6 protein-coding genes are annotated in these 5,448 nt (G+C 26.6%); 1 reads left to right on the top strand and 5 read right to left on the bottom strand.

What is annotated here, in order from left to right; all coding sequences use genetic code 11:
* Nucleotides 1–195: 195 nt before the first annotated feature.
* The 5 genes from speD to J7G74_RS13580 all read right to left on the bottom strand — a co-directional run bounded on the left by speD (nt 196) and on the right by J7G74_RS13580 (nt 4,162).
* Nucleotides 196–570, bottom strand: coding sequence for an adenosylmethionine decarboxylase (gene speD, locus J7G74_RS13600; protein WP_297136325.1), 375 nt, complete (start codon nt 568–570; stop codon nt 196–198).
* Nucleotides 570–2,099, bottom strand: coding sequence for a polyamine aminopropyltransferase (locus J7G74_RS13595; RefSeq protein WP_297136324.1), 1,530 nt, complete (start codon nt 2,097–2,099; stop codon nt 570–572). The genes speD and J7G74_RS13595 overlap by 1 nt, the downstream gene beginning before the upstream one ends.
* 1 nt (nt 2,100) lies before the next feature.
* Entirely contained in the window at nt 2,101–2,520 is a 420-nt protein-coding gene (locus tag J7G74_RS13590) for a DUF350 domain-containing protein (RefSeq protein WP_297136322.1), read from the bottom strand.
* A 13-nt stretch (nt 2,521–2,533) separates the two neighbouring features.
* Nucleotides 2,534–3,274 carry a DUF4178 domain-containing protein gene (locus J7G74_RS13585; RefSeq protein ID WP_297136320.1) on the bottom strand — a complete coding sequence of 247 codons (741 nt, stop codon included), beginning with the start codon at nt 3,272–3,274 and terminating at the stop codon, nt 2,534–2,536.
* Between the two features lie 135 nt (nt 3,275–3,409).
* Nucleotides 3,410–4,162 carry a helix-turn-helix domain-containing protein gene (locus tag J7G74_RS13580; protein WP_297136318.1) on the bottom strand — a complete coding sequence of 251 codons (753 nt, stop codon included), beginning with the start codon at nt 4,160–4,162 and terminating at the stop codon, nt 3,410–3,412.
* A gap of 203 nt (nt 4,163–4,365) precedes the next feature.
* On the opposite strand from J7G74_RS13580, the gene J7G74_RS13575 reads away from it, so the two are divergent.
* Nucleotides 4,366–5,448, top strand: a 1,083-nt coding sequence (locus J7G74_RS13575) for an NEAT domain-containing protein (protein WP_297136316.1), incomplete at its 3' end; no start/stop codon positions are given.

Here is a 5,448-nt window from a genome sequence, read left to right as displayed (position 1 = left end):
GTGTACTTGACATGCGATTAAATTAAAACTACATTCAAATTAAGGCATGGATAATTAATTTTCATATCCACGCCTTAATAATTTTATCATAGAAAGCTATTTACAGAAAAAAATTCACAGTCTCTATAAATCTATAAAAATTAAATGGTGAACTTATCAATAGTTCACCATTTCTATTTACAATTGAAAAAATTGCTATGCTCTTTCTATATTTTTAAATAAACCTCTCTTAATCACCTTGGCGTCATAACTTGATGCTTTTAAAAATCTTTTCAAACTATCAAATCCTATCCAAGGATCTAAATTTCCGCAAGTAAACAAATCAACAGCGGCATAATTATGTTCAGGCCATGTGTGAATTGTCAAATGAGATTCAGTAATAATAATAGCTCCAGAAACACCCAAAGGATTAAACATATGAAACACAGACTCAATAATAGTTGCCCCCATATCTTTAGCTGCTAAATTCATGATTTCTTCTATGTATTCATGTTTTTTTAATACTTCTGTATCACAATTATAATATTCTACAATAATATGATTTCCCAATGCTTTATCAAAATTATTCATTATATCCATTCCTCTACAGCTTTTTGGTAATAATCAATTAGTTTTGGATGAGATAGTGTATTTTCTTTTATTTTATCTAAATCTGCTAATTCATCTTTTGCAAATGCAAATAAACTAGGTAATATTTCATCACTTAAACATTTAGTTGCTACTTTTAACTTTAGATTATCTATATTTAAGTTATTTTTAGTAGCTAAATTAAATCCCCATTCACCGAAGGAAGGAACTTGAATATGATAAGGATTTACATTAAAGCCTTCCAATTTGATGGTTTTATTTATACACCAAAAAGCATCCTTAGCAGAATAAGGACTTGTTGATTGGACAACCATTGCACCATCTTCATCAAGACTTCTGTTGCATAGTCTATAAAATAAATTAGTATATAATTTGTTTAAAGCATCGTTGTTTGGATCCGGTAAATCTACTATTATTACATCGTAAATTTGTCTATTATTTTCTAAAAATCTAAATGCATCTTCATTTATAACTTCTAATTTTTCACTACTTAAAGCATTTTCATTCAACTTTGAGATGATTTTATCTGACTTACATAAGTCTGTCATTTCTTTATCTAAATCAACTAGAGTTATTTTTTTTACATCTTCATATTTTAGAACTTCCCTAGAAGCAAGACCATCACCGCCACCTAGTATAAGCACATTTTCAGTATTTTTTGCAGCGCTCATTGGTATATGAACTAAAGCCTCATGATATCTATATTCATCACTAGAGGAAAATTGAATATTTCCATCTAAAAACAATCTTACATCATTTTTAAATTTAGTCATTACAATTCTTTGGTAGGGTGTTTGCTTTGAAAAAATTACTTTATCCATATACATTTTATCTTCAATTGTACTAGATAGTTCTTCTGAAAAAATTGAACCTATAATCATAATAATCAAACTTATTATAGATAAAACTTTAAAGTATTTATAGAAATTTAAGTATTTTTTATAGTTAGAAATTATTATTATAGCAGCAACTATGTTCAAACTTCCAACTAAAAATGATGTTGTAAAGTAACCTAATTGAGGTAATAAAAGTAATGGGAATAAAATAGAACCAAGCAAACCACCAATATAATCAAAAGTAAAAATGCTTGATAAAGTAATACTTAAATTACTTTTGTATTCTTCCATAATTCTAGTTAACAAGGGAATTTCAAGTCCTACAAGTACACCTATAAAAATAACTTGATAGTACATTACAATATTATATGAACTTAGATATAAGTTAGCAGAAAATAGTATAACAGCCGAAAAACCACCAACTATACCTACCATTAATTCTACAGTAACTAAAAAATCAAATAAGTTTCTTTTTAGATATTTAGATAAATAAGAACCTAATCCCATTGCACTCATATATAATCCAATGGTTATGGAAAATTGCTTGATACTATCTCCCACTAAATAAGATCCTATAGCGCTTATTAAGAGTTCGTATACTATTGAACAACCTGATATTATTAGGGTTGTTAACATTAATAATTTATGATTAAATTCTTTAGTGTCTGTATTCATATTATGCAATTGCACCACTTATAATTGTAGCTAATCCTATAAATAATCCTGCCACAACTAAACCAGCAGCCATATTTCCTTTCAGTATTTCTTCATTTAATTCAAGCTTTCTATAGAAAAATAATATCATTAAATAACCAACCATGCATATTAACATTCCTAATATAAAATAAATACTTACTACTCCTAAATCTTGAATAAGACTAAGTTTAACAGTTTCACTACTTGGAGACATAACAGCTGACTTGAATATTATACCTACAGATATAGATATAGCAGCCATTATACAACCTATAGCCATATTACCTTTTTTAATTTCTTCTGGAAATTTACCTGGAATTATAAGATCTACCATCATATTTCCAACAATCATAAGTATAACACCTAAAAAAGCATATACTGATGTTACTATTAAATCCATAAAAACACCTCCATTATTTTCCGAAACTTGTTCCCCCACCTACTGGGTTTCTACTTCCATAACTTCTATATCTCACAGAACTTGAATTAGTATAATACATACTTTTGCATACTTTATGTGTTACCTTACATTTATCTACATTTATGCAACACCAATCTTTACTATACTTTGTGCAAGTAGGAGAGCAGTAAGAAGCAAAAAGTCTAGATGGTATTAAAAAAACAAGTGATAAAAATATAATTAGTACTAGTACTACTATAGAAATAGGTTTTTTAGAGTTAAATTTATTTGATTTATTTTTAATAATCTCACCAAGTACTACATCTTCTAATTGTATTTCTTTTCCAAGACTATATTCAATTACTCCATACCAATCTTCTACACTTAATACTTTGTCATTAGAATAGTATTCTGTATAATCAAACCTTTCGTTTATATCAGCATCAAAGTCACCTTTACATTTTATTACAGTAGCTTTTGCAGAGTAGGTTTCACTATTGTAAAAATCATTTTTTAATAAAGAATTATATCTGCTAATACCTATATCAGAGTATAAATATAACTCATAATTACCATTATCCACTAGCTCAACTTCCAGCCATTCGTTTTTATTTTGAGTTTCACTATATAGCATAAACTCACAATAAGAATTACCATCGCTTTCACATAATGATATTCCTTGGCATATATACTTTTCCCCGTGAATAAAGACTTCTTGACCTATGGAAACCGTATCAATCCAAATCTTTTTCAAATTTTCATCCCCCCTTTTTAAATGTTATATATTTTATTTTAAAATAAGTCTAAGCATTATTCTACAATTTTTATAGTATAAATCAAAATAACCAAAAATAGAGAGTTTATATTAATGTAATCTCTCTATTTTTGGTTAATAATTTTCTTGTAATTCATTTCTTTTCTCTACATAATTGGAAGCTCTATATTGGGAAGGTGTTTTGTTAGTAAATTTTTTAAAGACCATACTATAATAATTTTGATTATTAAATCCTACAGATATGGCAATATCAAGTAGACTTAAGTCGGTGCCTTGTAGAAGTTTTTTACTTTTTTCCACTCTAAAATGATTTAAAAAATATGAGAAAGTCTGTCCCGTATCATTTTTAAATATACTGCAAAAGTAACTTTTATTAATATTTAAATGTTGGCATATTGAAGTTATAGTTATATCATTTTCGTAATTTTTATGGACGTATTCAATAGCCTTTTTTATATAAGGATTGAAACATTTATTATTCATATTTTTATCGATTTTATCTTCTGATATATTTAAAATTAAGTTAGAAATATAATTTAGACATTCCACAGTGCGATGAGGTATATTATGTACATTTTCACTTGTTTTTTCACTACATATTGGACCTAGTACAAAAAAACCTTTATATTTATCCAATTTAGAAATATTTACAACTTTATAATGAAGATTATTGCTTATTTCAAAATGAGAATTGACCACACTATCACAATTATTAATCAAAGATGATATATCATTTAAAGGAAAAATCTCTTCTAAATATTCGTTATAGCCAATTTTATATATTTCATCTAACTCATATGATATAGCTTTGACGGGTATGCTACAACATTGATAAAAATCTGTTATCACTAAAATTATAAACTCCATAAGTTTTCCCCTAAAAATTATTAATTTTGAAATTTAACTAAATATATTATAAAAAATACAAATATATTTAAAACTTTGTAAAAATTAAATTATATAATATATTTGTTAATGAAAATCAATATCAATTAAAAATAATATATTAGATAAATAAAAAAGTCAATATAAACAAAAATAATAAATTAATAATATATGGAGGGAAAAAAATGGCTTTCAAAAAAAGGAATTTAAAAATCGCAGTTACAACAATGGCACTAATATCAGTAATATCATCATCAACAATAGGAGTGAAGAGTGTTTATGCTGATAGTAATACAAATACTACAGTAGTAGAAAGATCACTAGAAAATAAAAAATACACAGTGAAAAATAAAATCGAGTATATCAAAGATGGTCAAGTAAGTACAAATGGATATGACAAATTAAGAGCGGCATTATCAGAAGATATTTTAATAGAAGTAATAAATAATAAAATATATATGACACTTGAATTTGCAACACCTGAACAAGGTGATCAATATTCTATGATAGATAACATATCTATAACAGTAGATGGAAAAACTACTAATTTTACAAAAACAGATGATAGAAAATATACAGTGGAATTAGGTAGCTTAGATTCAGCTATTCAGTTAACTTATGACGTTAATATACCAATACCTAATATGCCAGCACATAGTTTCACTATGAATGTATTATTAGGATCATTAGAACTTGAAGAAAAGAATGAAGCACCAGTAATAAGTGCAAGTGATGTATCTATATATGTGGGAGATAGCTTTGATGCTAAATCTCTAGCAACAGCAAATGATAAAGAAGAAGGAGATTTAACTAAGAGCATAAAAGTTATAAGCGATAATGTTAATACGAACAAAGCTGGTACTTATAGTGTTACATATGAAGTAACAGACTCTAAAGGATTAACTACAACTAAAACAATAACAGTAAAAGTTTTAGAAAAAACAGTAGCAAAACCAAATAAATTAGAAGATGGAACTTACAAAATAAAAAATAAAACAACTTACACAGGAAATAGTTCAATGGGAGCTAGTATGGTAAGAAATTCTTTAAAAGAAACATCATATATAGAAGTTAAAGATGGTCAAGTATATGCAACACTTGAATTTGAGCAATCATTATATCAATATATGAAAAATATAAAAATATCTGTTGATGGAAAAGCTGTAAGCACAACAGACAATAATGGTAAAGTTACTTTTAAAGTCGCTTCAATACACTCTAAAATTGATGTATCAGCACTTATAACAGCTATGGGACCAAACATAAGC

The organism is Terrisporobacter sp., assembly GCF_017888745.1.
Taxonomy (GTDB): domain Bacteria; phylum Bacillota; class Clostridia; order Peptostreptococcales; family Peptostreptococcaceae; genus Terrisporobacter.
Note: the sequence above shows the minus strand (reverse complement) of the source record. Positions and strands in the feature narration are given on the sequence as shown.